The organism is Chryseobacterium daecheongense (assembly GCF_003729955.1).
In the GTDB taxonomy this organism is placed as follows: Bacteria; Bacteroidota; Bacteroidia; order Flavobacteriales; family Weeksellaceae; genus Chryseobacterium; species Chryseobacterium daecheongense.
This window is the reverse complement of record NZ_RJTX01000004.1, coordinates 168,669-188,480: the sequence shown is the minus strand read 5'-3', so window position 1 is coordinate 188,480 and position 19,812 is coordinate 168,669. Positions and strand designations below refer to the sequence as shown.

Below are 19,812 nucleotides of genomic sequence, written 5' to 3'. Positions count from 1 at the left end.
TTAGTAAAAACTAAAAACAAACCAAAACCCAAATTCAAATTATAAAATTACACAAAGGTGTAATTGATTTTATTTTGCTTTCTATTGAAATTTGTCTTAACCAAACCGACAGACATGAGTATCTCCATAGCCATAGTAGAAGACGAAAAAAACTACAACAATGCGTTGAAGAAGGTTATCAATTATCAGAATGATATGAAGGTGATTGCTCAATTCTTTGATGGTAAAACAGCCTTACATGAATTATCTGGTCTTTCTCCGGATGTGGTAATGATGGATATCCAGCTTCAGGATATGTTGGGTATTGAAATTATCGAAAAACTACGGAAAGAAATGCCGGAGACCCAATTCATCATGTGCACAAGCTTTGAAGATGATGATAAAATTTTTCATTCCTTAAAAGCCGGAGCTATGGGATATCTCATTAAGGGCGAGAGCATGGATAAGATCCTTTCATCCATAAGAGATGTTTACAATGGAGGTGCTCCAATGAGTTTTTCTATTGCCAGAAAAGTTTTAAATCATTTTGAAAGAAAACCATTGGAAATAAAAGACTTTGATGAGCTTACAACCCGGGAAACAGAAGTTCTTGAACTTTTGGCTCAGGGGTTCTTATACAAAGAAATTGCGGATAAGAAATTCATCAGTATCGATACCGTAAAAAAACATGTCGGAAATATCTACAGAAAATTACATGTAAGCAACAAAGTAGAAGCAATAAATAAATTTAACCATTTTAAAAACTAAGAAATCATGAGAAATTTAGAGAAAAACATTGATTGCCTTGAAAAGAAACTTGAATTGATGAGTTATATTTTGCAAATAAACCCTAGGGAAGATTTAGAGCGAAGTCAGCCAAGTATATCTGAAAAAAATAAGAATTCTGTTATAGACTTTTTCGGATTATTAAAAATAAATTTCGATGAAATAATAGATTCTGCGATAGTGAATGAAGGTGTTGAAATTTACAATCAGCTAGGGAGTATTATCCCAGGATTAACAAGTAGTTTTGAAATTGATTTTAATGATTTTAAAAGAATTATAGCTAATCCATTATACTTACGTTTTGATTATTGTAATTTTCATCTTCTTATTAATGGAGGAAATTTAAATATAGGACTAGCAATTTCCTCAAGTAATACATTAGATTTAGATAATGATAAACTTTTTGAATTGGAAAATGGAAAATTTGTAAATAGGAGTTCTGAAGATTTTTCAATAAAAAGAAACGAATTTTTAAGGATAGGAGGGATAAAGGATCAGATAGAGTCTCAAATTCCTTCCAAAAAAGCTACTGAAATCATCCAATTTAAACTTTTATCAGTGCTTGCTTATAATACAGCAGTTTCACACTCTGTCAAAATTGCTAAATTAAAATTTACAATGTTTATAGTACCTCAAAGCTACACTCAAAATCATGATAAAGTTGGTAGAATTTCAATGGCAGTATGTCCTGAAATCCCAGGAGTAAACACCAATGAGATTATTAATTATAATGCAGGAGATTTAAAACCATAAAAACTAATGATAATAGGAATCATTTATAAAGTAATTTTATTTTTTCCACTTATCAAATCATTTATTTTGAGCAGAAAAAGAATATTTTCTGCTCAAAATTATATTTTCATATATCTTTTAGTAACAACAATTAATGAATGGGTATCCTTTACAAGAAATGTAATCAATCCGGATGTAAAAGTAGGACTGCAGTATAATTTTTATTTCATATTTTGTATAATATTCTTTTATTTCTTTTATTCTAAGATATTTACAGCAAAATTGAATATAATCTCTTCTGTCGTAACAATTTCAACATTGATCTATATTATTTTTTCTACAGATTTATTCAAACAGGAATTTGATAAAAGAATTGGCATTGTAATTACGTTGTTTTACATTGTTAATTGCTTACTTTGGTTTTATCAAAAAATAACACTATTTGATAAAAATAAAATTACTGACGATCCTGTTTTCTGGATTTCTACTGCTTTATTAATGTGGAGCTGCTTCTTTATTTTTAGAGTTACACCAATGTTTTTCTTTGCTAAAAGTGACAATGAGTTTCTTCAGTTTCTAAAAACAGGACAGAATATTATCAATATTATAATGTACAGTATGTTTTATATTTCCTTAACTAAATATAAAAAGAAATTAAACCGATGACCCATGTTCAAGATGACATAAAACTGGCCTACATCATTGCTATTGCAATAATGATGCTTTTTGTATGCTTTATAATTTTTGTCGTTTTGATGTACAATAGAAGACAACTTCTCTATATAAAAGAAAAACAGCTTCAGGAAGCTGAATATCAAAATAAACTTCTCCAAAAAGAACTTGAAAAACAAAAATCAATAGAGCAGGAAAGAGAACGTATTTCCCATGATATGCATGATGATTTGGGTGCTGGAATTTCCGCTTTGAAACTTCAGGCTGAATTTTTAAAACAAAAAGTACAGGATGATGAATCTAAGAGTGATATTGATGAGCTTTTGAAAACCTCAGAAGAAATGAATATCTCTATGCGTGAAATGCTTTGGAGCCTGAATTCGGGGAACGATACTTTAGGAAACTTTATTGATTATGCTATTGCATATGCTGATGGTTTTCTAAGAAAAACATCAATAAAACTGTTGACAGAATCGGTGGATATAGTTGCTGAAACTCCCATTTCCACAGAGCAGAGAAGGAATATGTTTCTTTGTCTGAAAGAGGCTGTGAATAATGCCTACAAACATAGCCGGGCAGATACTATGAAACTTTCATTTTTGCAAAGTGAAAAAGAGTTTCTCATGAAGATTCATGATAACGGAATAGGAATAAATCATGAAAAACGGGAAGGAAACGGACTGCGGAATATGAAACGCAGGATGCAGGAACAGAACGGAAATTGTGAAGTTTCATCAGATGAACAAGGAACAGTTTTATATTTCAGAATAATAATTGAATCTGCATAAAGAGTCTATTCATTCCCTAAATAAATCCTTAGGAAATTTTTGTTTTATTTATTACGAAATATTAAAGTATACGTTTTCGTCACTCTACTTTTTTCATTAAATTTGTGACTCAAGTAAATTATTAATTAAATAGCTGCTGGTCAAACCAGTTGCTTATAAAAAGAGAAAAATTATGAGTTACATTTCTTACATAGAAGCAAGACAAATTCTGGATTCAAGAGGGAATCCTACTGTTGAAGTAGATGTATTCACAGAGAGTGGTGCAATGGGACGTGCTGCTGTTCCTTCGGGAGCATCTACAGGAGAACACGAAGCGGTGGAATTACGTGACGGAGGTTCCGAATATTTAGGAAAAGGTGTTCTAAAAGCTGTTGAGAATGTAAGAGAAGTAATTGCTCCGGAATTAGTTGGACTACCGGTTTTTGATCAGAATCTTTTAGATCAGATCATGATTGACCTTGACGGAAGCAGCAATAAAGGAAATCTTGGGGCAAATGCTATTCTTGGTGTTTCTTTAGCCGCTGCAAAAGCTGCCGCTACAGAATTGAGAATGCCTCTTTATAAATATGTAGGTGGTGTAAATGCCAATACACTTCCTGTTCCGATGATGAATGTTATTAATGGTGGGTCTCACTCAGATGCTCCAATTGCATTCCAGGAATTCATGATTATGCCAGTAAAAGCAGATTCTTTTTCTCACGCTTTAAGAAAAGGAACTGAAATTTTCCATAACTTAAAATCTATTCTTCATTCAAGAGGTTTATCTACTGCGGTAGGAGATGAAGGAGGTTTTGCACCAACGTTTAAAGGGACTGAAGATGCATTAGATACATTGCTTCAGGCAATTGAAAAAGCAGGTTATAAACCAGGTGATGATATCATGTTAGCATTAGATTGTGCTGCTTCTGAATTCTATAAAGACGGAGTATATGACTATAGAAAATTCCAGACTCCGGATGCTGCGCAATTTACCAGCAGTGAGCAGGTTTCTTATTTGGCAGAATTAGCAGCTAAATATCCAATTATTTCTATCGAAGATGGAATGCAGGAAAATGACTGGGAAGGTTGGAAAATGTTGACGGATAAAATCGGTGACAGAGTACAGTTGGTAGGGGATGATTTATTCGTTACCAATGTTGAAAGATTATCAAGAGGTGTTAAAGAAGGAATCGCTAATTCAATCCTTGTAAAAGTAAACCAGATTGGTTCTCTTTCTGAAACGATGGCTGCAGTACAAATGGCTCAAAACAACAGATTTACTTCTGTAATGTCACACAGATCAGGAGAAACTGAAGATGCTACGATTGCTGATTTGGCAGTAGCCATGAATTGCGGACAGATCAAAACAGGTTCAGCTTCAAGATCAGATAGAATGGCGAAATATAACCAGCTTTTAAGAATCGAGGAAGCTCTTGGAGAAACTGCAATTTTTCCAGGATTAGAGGCATTTAAAGTAAAAAGATAATTGAATTTATAAATAACGGCAAGCGATTATTTTTGTTTGCCGTATTTTGTAATAAGTAGTATATTTAGAAAAAAAATAAATAATGTCAGACAACAAAGTAATATTGAATTACGACGGTAATTCATATGAATATCCAATCGTGGATAGTACTATCGGAGACAGAGGGATAGATATTTCAAAATTAAGAGACCAGACAGGTTTAATCACTCTGGATTTAGGATATAAAAACACCGGAGCGACCATTAGCGAAATCACTTATTTAGACGGAGACAAAGGAGAATTATTCTACAGAGGTTATCCAATCGAGCAGATTGCTGAAAAATCTAACTTCACAGAAGTAATGTACCTTTTATTGCACGGTGAATTACCTACTCAAGATCAGTACACGTCTTTCGAAAACAACATTAAAAACTATAACTTCATAGCAGAGGAGATGAAAAAGATCATTGATGCTTTCCCTCGCTCTGCACACCCTATGGGAGTTTTATCTTCTTTAACTTCCGCTTTAACAGCTTTCAATCCTAAAGCTGTTAACGTAAATTCTAAAGAAGAAATGGACCACGCTGCAGAACTGATGATTGCAAAATTCTCCCACCTTTGCGCCTGGACTTACAGAAAAACTCAGGGGTTACCTCTTAACCACGGAGACAACAGCCTGAACTATGTAGAAAACTTCTACAAAATGACATTCAGATTACCAAACGAAGAATTTGAAATCGATCCGGTAGTTGTAGATGCATTAGATAAATTATTGATCCTTCACGCTGACCATGAACAAAACTGTTCTACTTCTACAGTAAGAATGGTAGGTTCTGCTCATACAGGTCTTTTCGCTTCTATTTCTGCAGGGGTTTCTGCTCTTTGGGGACCACTTCACGGTGGTGCAAACCAGGCAGTAATCGAAATGCTTGAATTAATTGAAAGAGATGGTGGAGACGTTTCTAAATATGTAGCTAAAGCTAAAGATAAAAATGATAATTTCCGTCTAATGGGATTCGGACACAGAGTATACAAAAACTTTGACCCAAGAGCGAAGATTATTAAGAAAGCAGCAGATGATATCCTTAACGCTTTAGGTATCCAGGATAAAGCTCTTGATATTGCAATGCAGTTAGAAAGAGTAGCTCTTGAAGACGACTACTTCGTAGAAAGAAAACTATATCCGAACGTAGACTTCTATTCTGGAATTATTTACAGAGCATTAGGAATTCCTACAGAAATGTTCACCGTAATGTTCGCATTAGGAAGACTTCCGGGATGGATCGCTCAATGGAAAGAAATGAGATTAAAAGGAGATCCTATCGGAAGGCCAAGACAGGTTTACCAAGGAGCTCAGCAAAGAGATTACATCGATATTGCTAACAGATAATCTTTGATTAAATAATAAAAAATCCCAAAGCTGGCTTTGGGATTTTTTATTTTGTGGCAGAAATCCATTTTTGAATGATTGCCTTAAGATCTGAAGTTGAGTTCTCAATTTCTTGAACACTTTTGAAGCTGGCAAAAGCCCTGTCATTTTCTTTCCATGTTAATAGCCCTGAATTATCATCAATCAACCGAGTTTTAGGTTGCTCAATTTTTTTAGCGCCACGATGAAATATCAATTGAATTTGTCTTGGTGGCTGGATTTTCATAGTGATTCTGTCTTCGGTGTGAAAGCTGTAATTAGGTCCATTCCATTTTATATTTTCTTCTAAACCTTGTTCCGATAAGAGAATAGATCTTAGTAATTCAATTTCATCCCTTAACGGATGTTTCAAAGCATCCAGAAATCGGGTGACTTCATCATTCCTGTTGAATAATATTTTCATGGTATTGATTTTCCCCAAAATTAAGATTTAATATCATTTAAATGTATTCTCTGAAATCGAAAAAGATTTTTCGTTAATTTTACCTGTAAATCCGGTCATAATGAATTTCGCACAACAAATGCTGTTTTTTTTCAGTGCAATAGGAGCTTTTAACGGGCTTCTGCTTGGCATTTATTTGTTGTTTTTCAAGAAACTCAAAGATATTCCGGATTTCTTTTTAGGCTTAATTTTATTGACTTTAAGTACCAGAGTAAGTATTTCAGTATGTATTTATTTCTATCCTGATTGGCCGAGAATTATTCCATATCTTGGTTTGGCAGCTTTATTTTTTACAGGTCCTGCTTTATTGTATTATATTCGTTCATCTTTTTTGCAGGAGCAGTTCGTATTAAAAAACTGCCGGAAGTCTTTCGGGATTTTAACAGGGATTTTAGCTGTTGTCGGGGTTCTATATCTGTTTTTCCCCATTACCTGGGACAGATATTTTGCTACATTTGTATATACGGTTTGGTCGGTTTTTGTTTTCCTTTCTATATATCAGTATTATATTTTTTCAAAGCGGACATCTAAAAAACCGAATGCATTTGTTCTTCCTGTTTTGCTAAGTAATATAATTATTTTCCTGGCCTATCAATTTATTTCTACTGGCTGGATTCAAGTGTATTGTGCAGGAGGAAGCTTAGTTTTTTCGTTTGTTTTATATGCTAATTTTTTAATTTTTTTTAGTAATAAACATCCCTCGATATCTAAAGAAACTAATAAATACTCCAATAAAAAGATTTCTGAGGAAAAAGCCGGCAGCTTTGTTTCAAAACTGGATGAGCTCATGCATGCGGAAGAATTATACAAAAACCCCAATCTGAAACTGAACGATCTGGCTTCAAAAATGAATATGTCGGCTCACCAGCTTTCACAATTATTGAATGATAATTTAGGAAAGAGTTTCTCTACGTATATTAATGAATACAGGATTAATGAAGCTTGTGAATTAATGGAAGCCAATTCTTATTTAAAGATTGAAGAAATCGGATATGAAGTGGGGTTCAATTCAAAGTCTACCTTCTTTTCAACGTTCAAAAAAATTAAAAATACAACGCCTCTGTTGTATAAACAATCACAAACTCCTTCTGAAACGAGGTTTCAGAGTTCAAATTTATAATTCTGTACTTCGGAATTTATATTTCAAAACCTGATTTTTAGTAGTCTCCGATAATTTTGGTGTCATAAAATTTAAATTTATGATGATCAGATTATGGATTTTTATCCTGCTATTATTTTTGTCCATTTTTGCGAAATCACAAAAAACCGATTCTTTACGGCCAAAAGATTCCATACAAACAATTTCCGGAGTAGTGATACAATCCGCACCCAGGAATATCAAATTAAATGATGGAAACATGATCCTCAATATTTCCGGGAATAAGGATTTTAAAACAGCTGTCAATATTCTTGAAGTATTAAAGAAAACTCCGGGTGTTACAGTGGATCAGGAAGATGGAATATTTTTAAACGGAAGAATAAGTCCGGCGATTTTTATCGATGGAAAACCTGTGGTGATGAGCAGTCAGGAGTTACAAGCTTATCTAAGATCGTTATCTCCCGAATTGGTTGAATCGCTTGAGGTAAATTCCAACCCTTCTTCAAAATATGATGCGGAATTTAAAGGAATTATAGATATTAAGCTGAAACGAAACGTGAATTTAGGCTGGAAGGGAAGTTATAGCGGAAACCTATCCGTCAATAAATTCAATTACAGAGAGAACTCCCTGAATATTTCTTATAACACAGAAAAAGCCACCTATAATTTACAGATGGGGTACAATAGCGGGATTTCGACTTACAGGTATAACGCTTTGCAAAAATTAGCCAATACCAATGTGATGCGTACCAATACTTATCAAAAAGATGAGGCAACAATAGGAAATCTTCAGGCAGGAATTGATTACAGAATTAATGATAAAAACAGATTGGGCTTTACCATAAGAGGCAATTTCAGAGAACATGACAGGAACCGTTCCGGAATGTTGTATACAACAAATAATGATGAAACACAATTGGTGTTTAATACCGCAAGTGAGAACCCTATTGACTACAAACAGAAAAATTACGGAATTACCACAGATTATAGCTATCAAAATAAAAACTTTAAACTCAGTTTTTTAGGGAATTATCTTTTGGTGGAAAATAAACAGAAAGATGATTTCATTAATAGAGACGCGCCCACTTCACAGGTATTGTCCTATTGGAAATCTGATCTGATCAATAAGATTAATATTTATACAGCCCAGTTGGATGCTTCACAAAAATTAGGAAATGCTAATTTGGAAGCCGGAATAAAGTTCAGCAGATCACATACCCAAAATAACATCAGATATGATACCCTTTCGGTCAATGAAGAATTTACTTTTGATCCTACCCGAAGTAACCGATTTTCTTATAAAGAGAAAATTCTTGCAGGATATGTTGCCTATAATCATAAGTTTGACAAACTTCAGATCAATGCAGGATTGCGTTTTGAAAATACCAAGAGCATCTCTGATGCAATAACTGTAGATTCTATTGTTTCCAGGAGCTATCTCGAATGGCTCCCATCTTTTAATGCCCAATATACATTTAATAAATCCAATGAATTATCAATTTCCTACAGCAGAAAAATAACCCGACCTGTTTTTTCACAGCTCAACCCGTTCAGATACTATTTCAGTCCATTGAATTACTGGATCGGGAATCCGTACCTGAGACCCTCATTTACCAACCAACTAAAAGCCACTTACCGATATAAAAGTTGGATCACAAGCCTAACAGTAGGAAAAGAAAACGATGTAATGACACGATACCCCCTCTATAACCCATCCACCAACGTTCTTGAATACCTGGGAACCAACCTCCCGTACCGGAAGTTTGCAACACTGGAGACGAGCTTCCCTATAAAACTGACCAAATGGTGGAGTATGAACAGCCAGATCGCAGGATATTATAATGATGAATTCAGACCTTATCTTAACGAAGTTTTTGCTTTAAAGATTTATAATTATGAAATCCGTCTGAATCAGGTGTTCTCTCTTCCGAAAGGGTTCACCATCAATCTTTTTACCAATTATGAATCCAGAACCGGAAACAGTCTATACATTATAAAGCCAAGATATTCGGTAGATATTTCAGTACAGAAATCATGGTTTGAGAATACATTGAACACAAAAATCAGTTTTAATAATATTTTTGATACCTATGATCAACGATTGGAATTCAGACATAAGCAGATTATGGATAACCGTTTTACCCATTGGTGGGATAGTCGCAGACTTGTTTTCTCATTGAGTTATAGTTTTGGAAATTCAAATTTTCAAACCAAAGAAATACAAAAGACAGAGGAAGAAAACAGAACCAGATAAAAGAAAACCTACTTATTGAAGCAGGTTTTTTATTTTTAATTATGGACATTGGCATCGGTCACATGTCCAAAGCGTACACGCTCCGGTTTCAAAGTCCCATTCACAACAGCGTTTGCCTGTAGGGATTCCACCGCCGATAATAGATTTTTGTTGATCTCTTCCTAATTTTTGTGCATTTTTTAGCACAGGATTTTTCTTGTTCATGATGTTGATGTTTTTTGATGTTAATAGTTAAGTTTTAATTCTTCATGAAAAATTATTTCACTAATGTATGAATTTATTTTTAATTGATGTAATTTTTTTGCTTCTCTAAATAGATAATAAACAGTAGTTTATAGATTTTATTTTGAAATAATCAATAAGAGATTAAGTTAAAAAAAGAAGAAAAAGCCTGGATTAATAACGGAAACTTATTGGCCTGGAAATAATTCTGTGCATAAAACATTTCAAAAGTTTTTCAAGTACAGACCTTTACTTATATTTGTATTATGCATAAATCTTTATGAAACTAAACATTAAAAACGAAACAGGAAAGTTAAAATCAGTTGTTCTTGGCCAGCCGAATTCTATGGGTCCGGTTCCTACGCTTGAGGAAAGCTATGATGCCAAATCATATTACTCCATAGAACATAATATGTATCCTAAAGAAGTAGATATTATTAATGAAATGGATGCTTTTGAAGCAGTTCTTAAAAAATATGATGTAGAAGTTCTCCGTCCGAGTATTATTAAAGATTACAATCAGGTTTTTGCCAGAGATGTAGCCTTTGTGATCGATGATAAAATGATCATTTCTAATGTGATTGCAGATAGAGCAGATGAACAGGATGCCTATAAAAAAGTCTTTGAAAAAGTGGCTTGGAGAAAGATCATCAATCTTCCGGAAACTGCTCACATTGAAGGAGGAGACGTTATTGTATGGGATGATTTTCTTTTCATAGGAACGTGTTTCAGTGAAGATTACAGAAACTATAAAACGGCAAGAACCAACGAATATGCCATAGAAATTCTTAAAGAATATTTTCCTAAAAAAAGAATCATTGATCTTGAATTAAAGAAGAATGATAAAATCCCGTATGAAGGAATCCTTCACTTGGACTGTACCTTTAATCCTGTAGGAAAAGATAAATGTATTATTTATAAAGACGGATTTGTAGACGAAAGCGATTACCGTTTGATCATCGATATTTTTGGTGAAGAAAATTGCTTCCACGTTACAGCGGAAGAAATGTTCGAAATGTTCCCGAATATCTTCTCCATCTCTCCGGAAGTAGTAGTTTCCGATAAAGCTTTCACCAGAATGAACGATCACCTGAGAAATGAATGGGGGATGACTGTGGAAGAAATTCCTTACCGCGAGATTTCTAAAATGGGCGGATTGTTAAGATGTTCTACGATGCCTCTTGTGAGGGAATAACTAGATAGTATTTTGAAAAGAATATTTACATTTCTCTTATTATTTTTTATAAGTAGCATTTATTCTCAAAAGAAAATTAATTGGGAAGATATCTTTTTGGGTGACTTTACCAGTCTTGTAAAGAATAATGTCAAAACGCTGACACTTAAAAAAAGAGGGAATGTAGTGAGGACAGTCGAAGTGGAACCTGAGAAATATCAAATTGTTGTTAAAGATTCTGTAAAAAGTAATTATTTTATTTTTGATACAAATAATCACCTTACATCGTTAAAAGTCCAGACGACTCATGATCTAAATGATTTTGTAGTTAAATATAACGACGACAAGGTTCAGTGGATTTCAAACCGGATAGAAGATAGGGAAAGTATACATTATCAGAGAATTTCCTACCCAGAAGTTTTGAATCCGAAATATAAAGAAGTTGATAAGTTTATTCTTAATAAGAAAAATAATGATTCTGCAGATGTGCTCAGAATCAAATACTTCTTCAATGAAAAAGATCAGCATCTGGGATATGAAGAAATGTATAAAAGTAACTATTGGAGAAGAAAATATTTCAATAATGTGGAAACCATAAAGCAAAAATTTTCAGATCATTTCGTAGTTGATTCAATTTTGTATGTAGATAAGAAAAAACAAACATACCATTTTGAAAATTATAAAGATGAGCAGAAAATTGTAATTGAAAAGGACTCCATATATACAATCAATAAGAAATTTGGGAAAAAAATCAATGAGAAAGTAGAGTACCAAAGTTTAATTTTTAAAGAATTTTTTTACAATAAAGATGGAGAAATTGTCTCAAAAATAGATTATATATACTATAAAAATGATTTTGGTAATCTTATTTTATGGGAAATAAAAAATACAGATAATAATAGGATAATTGACAGAAAGTTTCCCAACAAAAAGTTTTATAAACTAAAAAAAGGAGTTCTTTACAGTAAATTAAAAACCAGTACAATAACTAATACAAATTGTAGTTTAACTTGTAGTGTGAGATATATAAAAATGTATTATGCAAGTTTCTTTTCTCCATCAATTCTTTTTAATTTAAAAATTGAAAAATCTTTTAATGATTATTTTGATGCTTCCATATTAGCTGATAATGATCCGGAGTTACTTTATAACCAATTAGATTTTAGATATACTGGTTCAAAGGTGCATTTTGAAACGAATAAAGATATAATTTCCGAACTAGGCAGAACTACAAAATATATAACTAAAACAAAAGAAAGGTTTCTTAATTATTTTAAAGATATGAATGTTGAATTAGAAACATCCGATGGCAAAAAATCAATATTGAACCTTTCTGAAAACCCTGAATTATTATCTTTGTCAATATATACATTTATAATTCAGGATTATTAAGATTTAAAAACAATGCAAACAACAGATACAGTTTTAATGATAGAGCCGATAGCATTCGGTTATAATGCAGAAACAGCAGAAAATAATTATTTCCAGGTAGAACAGAAAGGTTCTGACATCCAGGAAAAAGCTTTGCAGGAATTCAATGCTTTCGTTGAAAAATTAAGAATCAAAGGAATCAATGTCATTACGGTAAAAGATACATTAGAGCCTCATACTCCGGATTCTATTTTTCCAAATAATTGGGTGAGCTTCCATAATGATGGGAAAGTGGTTTTATATCCTATGTTTGCTCAAAACAGAAGAGTGGAAAGAAGGAATGATATTCTTGAAACGATAAAAAATAAAGGTTTTGATGTGGAGGAAGTTGATGACTGGTCTTCTTCAGAAACAGAAAATAAGTTTCTGGAGGGAACCGGAAGTATGATTTTCGATCATGATCATAAAATTGCTTACGGATCGGTTTCTTTAAGGCTGGATGAAAAATTATTCAGAGAGTTTTGCGAAAAATATGGTTTCACCCCAGTTGTTTTTCATTCTTTCCAAACAGTGGGTTCAGAAAGACTCCCTATTTATCATACCAACGTTATGATGTGTGTGGCAGATCAATTTGTAGTGATTTGCTTAGATTGTATTGATGATGAACTGGAAAGAAGTAAGGTTATAGAAACCATTAAAAATTCAGGAAAGGAAATTATTGAAATTTCCGAAGAACAGATGCAGCAGTTTGCAGGAAATATGCTTCAGGTACAGAACAAAGACGGACAAAAATTCTTGGTAATGAGTGAAACAGCTTATCGATCTTTAACACCTGAACAGATTTCAAGTATTGAAAAACACTGTGAAATCATCTATTCTGATCTTCATACAATAGAAGTAAACGGTGGCGGAAGCGCACGATGCATGTTGGCTGAGGTTTTCCTGCCGAAAAAATAAATATATTTGCTCAAAATATAAATCATTGGACTCATTAACCAGTAAAGGTTTACATATACTTCTGACTTTGGAAACAGAGTCAGAAGATTTGTTATTAGATAGTAAAGGTTTTTTGGAATCTGTAAGGAAAATATTAGAAAATAAAGCTGTTGAAATTGTAGGAATTACCAACCATGTTTTCGAAAACCAAAGCTTCACTTCTGCGGTATGCTTGAAGGAATCTCATCTTTGTGTCCATACGTGGCCTGAATTCAGACAATTAACATTTGATGTTTTTCTTTGCAACTACCTACAAGATAACACGGATAAAGTGGAACAAATTGCTGATGAAGTGATATGCTATTTTAATGCTGAAATTATTCAAAAACACAAAATTTATCGATAAAAAATGATTTACGTTTGTCCTGTCTGTAAAACCGAAAACAAGCTTGAGTTCACTTTTCCTATTGAAGAATATGTTTGTAAATCATGTTCAAACCTTATTGATGCTGATAAAAATACCAGTTCAAAGGTCATAAAAAAGCCTATTGAAAATGTAGTTCTTGAAATTGGACATAAAGGAATGATCAATGATATTGAATATAACGTTGTCGCCATTATTGTTCGGAAATATGGCTCCCATACCTATTGGCGTGAGTACTACTTAAAAGATCATAAAGGAAATGATGCTTTTTTAAGTGAAAGTGATGGGCATTGGGTTTTTTTGATTCCTGTATCAGCTGACACAGTGAAAAACAAAAACCGTAAAATCATAGATTATAATGAGAAAAGCTATCGTTGGTACGAAAATACAGAATGTCATATATATGCGGCATCAGGCTTTTTCGAAGATAAAATCAATTTAAATATTGCTCATTATAAGGAATATGTGAACGGAACAGAAATGATTTCGCAGGAACAATCCGGAGGGAAAACCTATTATTTTTATGGGAAACATATTTCAAGATACGTTATAAAAAATAGTTTTAAACCTTCCCACATGCCTAATTATTATGGGATAGGAATCGTACAGCCATTCTATGTTGATATAAAGCAGGCTATCAATATACTTTGTACTGCTGCTCTTTTAATCTGTCTTCTGCAATTATATGTATTTTCCTCAAGAACCAACAAAACCATCTTTGAACAAGATATCGATTTCACAGAAGTAAGGAACAAGGAATTGGTGAGCAAGAGTTTTGAACTTAAAGGAGGATCTGCACCTCTGGAGGTGCAGGCTTATTCAAATGTTGACAATTCCTGGGCGAATATAGGATTAGGTTTAGTTAATGAAAATACGAATGAGGTTACTTATGCATCAAAAGATATTGAACGATATTACGGATTTGAAGATGGAGAAAGCTGGAGTGAAGGAAGCCAAACCGAAGAATTTAATTTTTGTGGAGTAGCTCCCGGAAAATATCATTTCATTGTTTCAGCAGAAAAACAACAGCCTTTAGAAGTTTCTATGCCGGCAAGTTTTTCATCTTCGGATGGAGCGGTATTGCTAACAAGGGAATCTAATGGAACCATTAATGTAACCAATAATAAGACTTTGGAAACAGTTGCATTTGGCGACGTGAAGACCTTGGAAAAAGACTCAACGGCAATAGGGAAGCTCGTTCGTCAGACATTGGGAAATAAGAATATTGATTCTCTTATCACAGCCAGTTTACTTTCAGGTACTACAATGGTAAACCCAGAAAATAAATATGTTAAAGTTAAAACAACCTGGATGCCTGTTTCCTTCTGGAATTTTGGAATCATTCTGGGACTTATGACTGCTTTTTTTGCCGTTTGTTATTTTGGAAGACGCCAGTTTAATATCATAAAATGGAGTAACAGTTCAAATTCACCCTATCCTCAAAACTGAAACAATGACGAAAATTTTTGCTTATATTAAAGAACATTGGATTCTCTGTTTGGTTGGCGGAATGTTTTTAAGTTGGTTTGTGTATCTTACCTATGCCGGAAACCAATTATGCGATTGCGAAAAAACAGAAACCTATCGCGATGGAACGACAAGAAGCCATACTTCAGGAAGAAGCTTTTATCGATACTATCATAAATAAAAAAATATAAACTATGGACAAGATCAATTTATTACCAATATTGAATTCAATTCTTTATGCATTTCTGGGATTTGCTATTTTATTGGTGTGCTATTTAATCATTGAGAAATTAACGCCGGAAAAGACGTGGCAGGAAATTTCTAAGAATCAAAATATTGCTTTAGCTATTATTTTTGGAGCATTTATTATTGGAATATCAATTATTATAAGTGCGGCAATTCATGGATAAAAAGAGGATTCCTCTTGAACTTCTTTTACTGTTCTCAGTATTTGTTATTGCTACATGTGGACTTATTTATGAATTAGTTGCAGGAGCATTGGCAAGTTATCTGTTAGGAGATTCGGTGAAACAATTTTCTTTCATTATTGGGGTTTATCTTTTTTCAATGGGAGTTGGATCTTATTTGGCAAAATTTATCAAAGGAAACTTGATAGATAAATTCATAGAAATTGAAGTACTTGTCGGGATCATTGGTGGAATAAGTTCAGTGGTATTATTTATCCTGTTTAATACCTTAGCGCATTTTGAAGTCGTTTTATATCTTTTTGTTTTTTTTACGGGCTGTTTGGTTGGAGTAGAAATTCCACTTCTCATGAATATTCTAAAAGACAGAATAGGTTTTAAAGATCTTATTTCAAATGTTTTTGCATTTGATTACATCGGAGCATTATTAGCTTCAATACTCTTTCCTTTGGTCTTGATTCCAAATCTAGGAATTGTGAAAACACCTCTGTTCTTTGGCTTAATCAATATTTCAATTGCCATATTTCTATGTTTTTACCTGAAAAATGAATTGTCAAAACCATTTTCTTTAAGAACAAAGTCAATAGGAGCGTTTGTGCTGCTTTTAGGACTTTTTATTTTTTCGGATAAGATTTTATCTTATTCCGAAGAGAAACTATATGGAGAAAATGTAGTCTATACTAAAAGCTCACCTTATCAACGGATAGTATTGACAAGAAACAATAAAGAATTCCGTTTATATTTGAACAATAACTTGCAGTTTTCTTCTAATGATGAATACCGATATCATGAAGCATTAGTACATCCTGCGATGTCAATGGCCAAGAAAATTGATAATGTTTTGATATTAGGAGGAGGAGATGGTTTTGCCGCTAGAGAAGTATTAAAATATAAAGAGGTTAAAAATATTGTATTAGTCGATTTAGATGGTGAAATGACCAATTTTTTCAGGACCAATGAAACAATGTGTCAGCTAAATCAACATTCCTTATCCAATGAAAAGGTAAAAGTAATTAATAAGGATGCATACATTTGGGTAAAAGAAAACAAGCAAAAATTTAATGTGGTCATCATAGATTTCCCTGATCCTTCCAATTACAGTTTAGGGAAATTATACTCTTTACAGTTTTATAAAGAATTGGAAAGAGTAACAACGCAGGATACAAAAATTGTTGTTCAGACAACTTCCCCTTATTTTGCACCAAAATCGTTCTGGTGCATAGAGAAAACCATTCATCAGATATTTCCTTTTACTTCAGCGTATCATACCTATGTTCCGTCATTCGGAGAATGGGGATTTTCAATGGCATCATTTGAACCGGTAGATAATCATAAGATTTACAGGAGAATTTCCAATTTGAAATTTTACGATTACAATTTTCTGCAAATGGCCTATTTCAGTAAAGACATGAAAACAGAGACTATCGAAGTCAATCGTTTGGATAACCAAATATTAGTTCGTTATTTTGATGAAGAGTGGGGGAAAGTACAGTAGGAAAGATTTTATTAAGACTATATTTTTGGGCAGTCTTATTTTTCCTTTTTTACAATATTGTGAAAAGAAAGGGAAGTCTTTGCTTCTGAAAATTACTGGGACCAATCATATTTTAGGACATCAACTCTGGGCAAAAGATTTTCCCGATGCCACAGAAGGATTGCAAACGAAATATTTAATTGTCGGGGGTGGGATTTCCGGACTTTCTGCTTGTAGGTTTTTAAGTCTAAATAATCAAAGTGACTATCTGCTGTTGGAAATGGAGAATCATTTGGGAGGAAACTCATCAAACGGACAAAATAAGTTTTCAAAGTTTCCATTAGGAGCTCATTATCTTCCTTTGCCAAACAAAGAGAATAAAGAAATTATTGAGTTTCTGGAGGAATGTGGAATTTATTTAGGTGACGATGAAAATGGAGAGCCTATTTTAGATGAATATCAGATGACATTTCCACAACAGGAACGTTTATTTTACAAAAACTCATGGCAAAATGATATTGTTCCACAAAAGGGAGTTTCCTTGGAAACTCAAGAAGAATTTGAGAGGTTTTTTAAAAGAATGGATGAGTTCCGGAAAGGAAAAGATTCTCAAGGAAAATATTGGTTTGCTATTCCTGTTGAAGATTCCAGTATGGTCCATTTTGATACCATTCAATTAGAAAAGATAACCTTTAAACATTTTCTTTTTCAGGAAGGGTACAAGTCGGAAGAATTACTTTGGCTGTTGGATTATTCTTGCAGGGATGATTATGGGTTGGGTATAGATTACGTTTCCGCTTGGGCAGGAATACATTATTTTGCAGGAAGAAAGAACAATTGGAGCGAAAAATATAAAGATCAGGTATTTACTTGGCCGGAAGGAAATGCAAAACTGGCCAAACACTTCTCAAAATATACAGAAGAAAGACATTTACCCAATCATTTAGTTTTTGATGTTCAGGTCAAAGATGATAAAATTGAGGTATTAAGCTTTGATAATGTTCAGAGAAAAACAAAAAAGATCATTGCTGAAAAAGTTTTAATGGCAACACCCCAGTTTGTTAATGAAAGAATTTTTAAGGATAGAAAAGCTGATTTATTCAATTATGTACCATGGCTTTTAACTACCATTACATTGAAAAATGAATTTGGAGGTGATGAAGAATTAGCCTGGGATAACGTGATCTATGGATCAGATGGATTAGGGTATATTTATGATCAACATCAGAATGTAGATCAGATCATGGGTGAGAAAGTAATCACATATTATCGAAGCTTCTCAACGGGAGATTGCAGAAAAGCAAGGAAGAAATTATATTCGATGAAAAAAGATCAGCTTAAAAATCTGGTTCTAGAGGATTTGAGAAAAGCCCATCCATTAATAGAAGAGTACATTCTGGAAATGCAGTTTCATAAAATTGGACATGCAATGATAGCCCCGGTTCCTGGTCAGATGAGAGAGCGCTCTCAACTGGCAAAGCAATCTAATGATGGTAAAATATTTTTTGCCCATACTGATTTATCGGGAATTTCTATTTTTGAAGAAGCATTTTATCAAGGAATAAGAACAGCAGCGCAAATGATATGAAATCGTTTACGATATATGATAAGATATGACCCTTATAAGATAATGAATACCCATATATGAAACAACCTTGGATACATAGTGCAAAAACTGATGGGTGGTTTATTCTTTTGCCACCGTTTTGGGTTCTGCTGATTATTTTCCTATTTCAAAAACAAATTCAGGAGCTGGAAAGTGAATATTCTTTTTATACTTGGTTATTTCTTATTGTTTTTGTAGATGTGGCACATGTTTATTCCACTTTATTCAAAACATATTTTGTTAAAGGTGAAGTGCAGAGAAGAAGAATATTGTATTGGGGAATTCCGGTATTAAGTTGGATACTGGCGTTAAGTTTATACCAATTTGGGAGTCTGGTATTCTGGTCGGTTTTGGCTTTAATAGCAGTATATCATTTTATCAGACAACAATATGGCTTCATGCGAATCTATGCTCGCTTTGAACCCAATAATTGGAGTAAGAGGATTGACGAACTGGCAATATATTCCGCAACAATTTTTCCGATGTTGTATTGGTTCAAAACACCAAGAGCTTTTACATGGTTTGTAGAAAATGAGTTTATGTGGTTGAAAAAATTACCGGATTACACTTATTTCATAACAGTTCTATACTGTATCGTTTTAATGGTGTGGATCATTAAAATCATTCTGGAAGTTTTCAAAATGAAGCAGTTTAATATTCCCAAAATAGCTTTAATTATGGGAACCTATGTTTCCTGGTATTTTGGAATTGTATATTTCAACAATGATCTTGTTTTTACTTTTCTGAATGTAGTTTCACATGGAATCCCATACATAGCTTTGATTTATATCAGAGAGATAAATCAAAAAGAAAATCACCAATTACAAATACTTTCGTTTTTTAAATCAACGTTTGGAATTTTCCTATTTATTGGAGTTATTTTGGCGTTTGCCTTCTTTGAAGAATTTTTATGGGAAGTCTTAGTTTGGCGGGAACATTTGTCGTTGAACTTTACAGTTTCAAAGAACTGGTTTCAATTTCTGATTCCTTTATTGATTGTTCCCCAATTAACGCATTACCTATTAGATGGATTTATTTGGAGGAAACCTGGAAAAGTTAAGTAAATTTGTCTTAAGTAAAAATTTAAA

At 33.2% G+C, this 19,812-nt stretch carries 19 protein-coding genes; 17 read left to right on the top strand and 2 right to left on the bottom strand.

The features are described 5' to 3' along the window. Positions 1–114 precede the first annotated feature (114 nt). The 5 genes from EGI05_RS14165 to EGI05_RS14140 all read left to right on the top strand — a co-directional run bounded on the left by EGI05_RS14165 (position 115) and on the right by EGI05_RS14140 (position 5,791). The gene (locus EGI05_RS14165; protein WP_123263706.1) at positions 115–747 is read left to right on the top strand and encodes a response regulator transcription factor; all 633 of its coding nucleotides are present in this window, start codon (positions 115–117) and stop codon (positions 745–747) included. Positions 748–753: 6 nt separating this feature from the next. Next, the gene (locus EGI05_RS14160; RefSeq protein ID WP_123263705.1) at positions 754–1,518 is read left to right on the top strand and encodes a hypothetical protein; all 765 of its coding nucleotides are present in this window, start codon (positions 754–756) and stop codon (positions 1,516–1,518) included. A 641-nt stretch (positions 1,519–2,159) separates the two neighbouring features. Continuing rightward, positions 2,160–2,957, top strand: a complete 798-nt coding sequence (locus tag EGI05_RS14150; protein ID WP_123263703.1) for a sensor histidine kinase — start codon at positions 2,160–2,162, stop codon at positions 2,955–2,957. 172 nt (positions 2,958–3,129) lie between these two features. Beyond that, complete coding sequence (eno, locus tag EGI05_RS14145) at positions 3,130–4,422, top strand: phosphopyruvate hydratase (RefSeq protein ID WP_123263702.1); 1,293 nt, start codon at positions 3,130–3,132, stop codon at positions 4,420–4,422. Positions 4,423–4,504: 82 nt separating this feature from the next. Continuing rightward, positions 4,505–5,791 carry a citrate synthase gene (locus EGI05_RS14140; RefSeq protein WP_123263701.1) on the top strand — a complete coding sequence of 429 codons (1,287 nt, stop codon included), beginning with the start codon at positions 4,505–4,507 and terminating at the stop codon, positions 5,789–5,791. A 46-nt stretch (positions 5,792–5,837) separates the two neighbouring features. Here the strand turns inward: EGI05_RS14140 and EGI05_RS14135 are convergent, their stop codons facing one another. Further along, positions 5,838–6,233, bottom strand: a complete 396-nt coding sequence (locus tag EGI05_RS14135) for a DUF1801 domain-containing protein (RefSeq protein ID WP_123263700.1) — start codon at positions 6,231–6,233, stop codon at positions 5,838–5,840. 100 nt (positions 6,234–6,333) lie between these two features. Between EGI05_RS14135 and EGI05_RS14130 the strand changes: the two genes are divergently transcribed. After that, on the top strand, positions 6,334–7,392 hold the full coding sequence (locus tag EGI05_RS14130; RefSeq protein ID WP_123263699.1) for a helix-turn-helix domain-containing protein: 1,059 nt from the start codon (positions 6,334–6,336) through the stop codon (positions 7,390–7,392). A 79-nt stretch (positions 7,393–7,471) separates the two neighbouring features. Further along, the gene (locus EGI05_RS14125; RefSeq protein WP_123263698.1) at positions 7,472–9,625 is read left to right on the top strand and encodes an outer membrane beta-barrel protein; all 2,154 of its coding nucleotides are present in this window, start codon (positions 7,472–7,474) and stop codon (positions 9,623–9,625) included. A gap of 39 nt (positions 9,626–9,664) precedes the next feature. Here the strand turns inward: EGI05_RS14125 and EGI05_RS18035 are convergent, their stop codons facing one another. Continuing rightward, on the bottom strand, positions 9,665–9,829 hold the full coding sequence (locus EGI05_RS18035; RefSeq protein WP_166668362.1) for a hypothetical protein: 165 nt from the start codon (positions 9,827–9,829) through the stop codon (positions 9,665–9,667). A gap of 298 nt (positions 9,830–10,127) precedes the next feature. Between EGI05_RS18035 and EGI05_RS14120 the strand changes: the two genes are divergently transcribed. The 10 genes from EGI05_RS14120 to EGI05_RS14075 are packed head-to-tail and all read left to right on the top strand — an operon-like array spanning position 10,128 to position 19,788. Next, entirely contained in the window at positions 10,128–11,042 is a 915-nt protein-coding gene (locus EGI05_RS14120; protein ID WP_123263697.1) for a dimethylarginine dimethylaminohydrolase family protein, read from the top strand. 12 nt (positions 11,043–11,054) lie between these two features. Further along, the gene (locus EGI05_RS14115) at positions 11,055–12,413 is read left to right on the top strand and encodes a hypothetical protein (RefSeq protein ID WP_134197471.1); all 1,359 of its coding nucleotides are present in this window, start codon (positions 11,055–11,057) and stop codon (positions 12,411–12,413) included. Between the two features lie 12 nt (positions 12,414–12,425). Continuing rightward, positions 12,426–13,349: a citrulline utilization hydrolase CtlX gene (gene ctlX, locus EGI05_RS14110; protein ID WP_123263695.1), complete on the top strand. Its 924-nt coding sequence runs from the start codon at positions 12,426–12,428 to the stop codon at positions 13,347–13,349. 25 nt (positions 13,350–13,374) lie between these two features. Then, complete coding sequence (locus EGI05_RS14105; RefSeq protein WP_123263694.1) at positions 13,375–13,734, top strand: S-adenosylmethionine decarboxylase family protein; 360 nt, start codon at positions 13,375–13,377, stop codon at positions 13,732–13,734. A 3-nt stretch (positions 13,735–13,737) separates the two neighbouring features. Next, entirely contained in the window at positions 13,738–15,201 is a 1,464-nt protein-coding gene (locus tag EGI05_RS14100; protein ID WP_123263693.1) for a DUF4178 domain-containing protein, read from the top strand. Positions 15,202–15,205: 4 nt separating this feature from the next. Beyond that, positions 15,206–15,400 carry a hypothetical protein gene (locus tag EGI05_RS14095; protein WP_123263692.1) on the top strand — a complete coding sequence of 65 codons (195 nt, stop codon included), beginning with the start codon at positions 15,206–15,208 and terminating at the stop codon, positions 15,398–15,400. A 13-nt stretch (positions 15,401–15,413) separates the two neighbouring features. Continuing rightward, positions 15,414–15,629, top strand: coding sequence for a DUF350 domain-containing protein (locus tag EGI05_RS14090; protein ID WP_123263691.1), 216 nt, complete (start codon positions 15,414–15,416; stop codon positions 15,627–15,629). Then, positions 15,622–17,139, top strand: coding sequence for a polyamine aminopropyltransferase (locus tag EGI05_RS14085; protein ID WP_123263690.1), 1,518 nt, complete (start codon positions 15,622–15,624; stop codon positions 17,137–17,139). The genes EGI05_RS14090 and EGI05_RS14085 overlap by 8 nt, the downstream gene beginning before the upstream one ends. A 25-nt stretch (positions 17,140–17,164) precedes the next feature. Then, on the top strand, positions 17,165–18,706 hold the full coding sequence (locus tag EGI05_RS14080) for an NAD(P)/FAD-dependent oxidoreductase (RefSeq protein ID WP_228428620.1): 1,542 nt from the start codon (positions 17,165–17,167) through the stop codon (positions 18,704–18,706). A 56-nt stretch (positions 18,707–18,762) separates the two neighbouring features. Then, positions 18,763–19,788: a hypothetical protein gene (locus EGI05_RS14075; protein WP_123263688.1), complete on the top strand. Its 1,026-nt coding sequence runs from the start codon at positions 18,763–18,765 to the stop codon at positions 19,786–19,788. The last annotated feature ends 24 nt before the right edge of the window (positions 19,789–19,812 follow it).

Coding starts and splice junctions, on each gene's coding strand:
- EGI05_RS14165 (WP_123263706.1), top strand. CDS start 115: ATGAGTATCTCCATAGCCATAGTAGAAGACGAAAAAAACTACAACAAT.
- EGI05_RS14160 (WP_123263705.1), top strand. CDS start 754: ATGAGAAATTTAGAGAAAAACATTGATTGCCTTGAAAAGAAACTTGAA.
- EGI05_RS14150 (WP_123263703.1), top strand. CDS start 2,160: ATGACCCATGTTCAAGATGACATAAAACTGGCCTACATCATTGCTATT.
- eno (WP_123263702.1), top strand. CDS start 3,130: ATGAGTTACATTTCTTACATAGAAGCAAGACAAATTCTGGATTCAAGA.
- EGI05_RS14140 (WP_123263701.1), top strand. CDS start 4,505: ATGTCAGACAACAAAGTAATATTGAATTACGACGGTAATTCATATGAA.
- EGI05_RS14135 (WP_123263700.1), bottom strand. CDS start 6,233: ATGAAAATATTATTCAACAGGAATGATGAAGTCACCCGATTTCTGGAT.
- EGI05_RS14130 (WP_123263699.1), top strand. CDS start 6,334: ATGAATTTCGCACAACAAATGCTGTTTTTTTTCAGTGCAATAGGAGCT.
- EGI05_RS14125 (WP_123263698.1), top strand. CDS start 7,472: ATGATGATCAGATTATGGATTTTTATCCTGCTATTATTTTTGTCCATT.
- EGI05_RS18035 (WP_166668362.1), bottom strand. CDS start 9,829: ATGAACAAGAAAAATCCTGTGCTAAAAAATGCACAAAAATTAGGAAGA.
- EGI05_RS14120 (WP_123263697.1), top strand. CDS start 10,128: ATGAAACTAAACATTAAAAACGAAACAGGAAAGTTAAAATCAGTTGTT.
- ctlX (WP_123263695.1), top strand. CDS start 12,426: ATGCAAACAACAGATACAGTTTTAATGATAGAGCCGATAGCATTCGGT.
- EGI05_RS14100 (WP_123263693.1), top strand. CDS start 13,738: ATGATTTACGTTTGTCCTGTCTGTAAAACCGAAAACAAGCTTGAGTTC.
- EGI05_RS14095 (WP_123263692.1), top strand. CDS start 15,206: ATGACGAAAATTTTTGCTTATATTAAAGAACATTGGATTCTCTGTTTG.
- EGI05_RS14090 (WP_123263691.1), top strand. CDS start 15,414: ATGGACAAGATCAATTTATTACCAATATTGAATTCAATTCTTTATGCA.
- EGI05_RS14085 (WP_123263690.1), top strand. CDS start 15,622: ATGGATAAAAAGAGGATTCCTCTTGAACTTCTTTTACTGTTCTCAGTA.
- EGI05_RS14075 (WP_123263688.1), top strand. CDS start 18,763: ATGAAACAACCTTGGATACATAGTGCAAAAACTGATGGGTGGTTTATT.